The sequence below is a fragment of the Stenotrophomonas sp. 2YAF22 genome, assembly GCF_052114665.1.
GTDB classification, from domain to species: Bacteria; Pseudomonadota; Gammaproteobacteria; order Xanthomonadales; family Xanthomonadaceae; genus Stenotrophomonas; species Stenotrophomonas indicatrix.
In genome coordinates, this window is the sequence record NZ_JBFRFE010000921.1 from 1 (window position 1) to 1,079 (window position 1,079).

The window sequence follows — 1,079 nt, forward strand, 5'->3', positions numbered from 1 at the left end:
ATTTGTGCGTTGCGAGACCCATCATGATAGGCCAAACAACCCCCACTCCCGACGCCGAAGCTGAAGCCCCGCTGGTTCCCCCGGTCCCTGTGCCCGTGGAACAACCAGAGGTGGAAGAAGAATTCGGTGGCCGCGGCGGACTCGATCCGGTGCGGTATGGCGATTGGGAAAAAAACGGACGCTGCATCGATTTTTGATCAGCATTGAGCCAACGCGGCCTTATGCCGCCCAGCCGAGACAACGAGCCCAGCGAATGGCGACCAGACAACGTCCCCTTTCTCCGCACCTTCAGGTGTATCGCTGGCAGATTCAGATGGCCACCTCGATCCTGCATCGAGCCACTGGCGTCTTTCTGTCTGTTGGTGCCCTCATCATCGCCGGAGGCCTGTTGGCTCTGATGATGGGGCCCGAATCCTGGAACTGCTTCACCGGCCATGCCGGGGCCTGGTATGGCCGCGTGTTCCTGTTCGCGTGGACATGGTCGTTCGCCTATCACCTGTGCAATGGCATCCGCCATATCGTGCAGGACTTCGCGATCGGATTCCGCATTGCCACCTTCATCCGCAGCAGCTGGATGTCGGTGATCGGCAGCCTGCTGATCACCCTGGCGGTGTGGGCCTATGTGCTCTTCGGAGGTGCCGCATGAGCAAGTTCCGTACCCCGTTGAAGGGCGTGCGCGGTCTGGGCTCGGCCAAGACCGGCACCGAGCACTTCGTGCATCAGCGCCTGACCGCCGCCGCGCTGGTGGTGCTGGGCATCTGGTTCCTGGTGTTCGTGCTGGGCCTGCTGGGCTCGGATTACGTGACCGCCACCGCCGCGATCGCCAAGCCGTGGAACGCCGTTCCGCTGATCGGCCTGCTGATCGCCATGTTCTGGCATGCCCAGCTCGGCCTGCAGGTCGTGCTGGAGGACTACATCCACGAATCGCTGCTGGCCCTGGTGCTGCAGACCGCGGTGAAGTTCGTTGCCGTGCTCGGCATGATCGTCAGTGTGTTTGCGGTGGGCCGCATCGCCCTCGGCGTTGCCTGAGCCCAGGCGCCAAGACAGGAATCCAGACTAGATGTCCGCTTACAAGATGG

General features: G+C 62.4%; 3 protein-coding genes. All 3 read left to right on the plus strand.

Annotated elements, in window-relative coordinates; all coding sequences use genetic code 11:
* Positions 1–2 precede the first annotated feature (2 nt).
* The 3 genes from AB4Y84_RS22270 to sdhD are packed head-to-tail and all read left to right on the plus strand — an operon-like array spanning position 3 to position 1,029.
* Complete coding sequence (locus AB4Y84_RS22270; protein ID WP_442251008.1) at positions 3–197, plus strand: DUF1674 domain-containing protein; 195 nt, start codon at positions 3–5, stop codon at positions 195–197.
* Between the two features lie 56 nt (positions 198–253).
* Complete coding sequence (gene sdhC, locus AB4Y84_RS22275) at positions 254–646, plus strand: succinate dehydrogenase, cytochrome b556 subunit (RefSeq protein ID WP_025878812.1); 393 nt, start codon at positions 254–256, stop codon at positions 644–646.
* Positions 643–1,029, plus strand: coding sequence for a succinate dehydrogenase, hydrophobic membrane anchor protein (gene sdhD, locus AB4Y84_RS22280; RefSeq protein ID WP_025878813.1), 387 nt, complete (start codon positions 643–645; stop codon positions 1,027–1,029). The genes sdhC and sdhD overlap by 4 nt, the downstream gene beginning before the upstream one ends.
* Positions 1,030–1,079 lie beyond the last annotated feature (50 nt).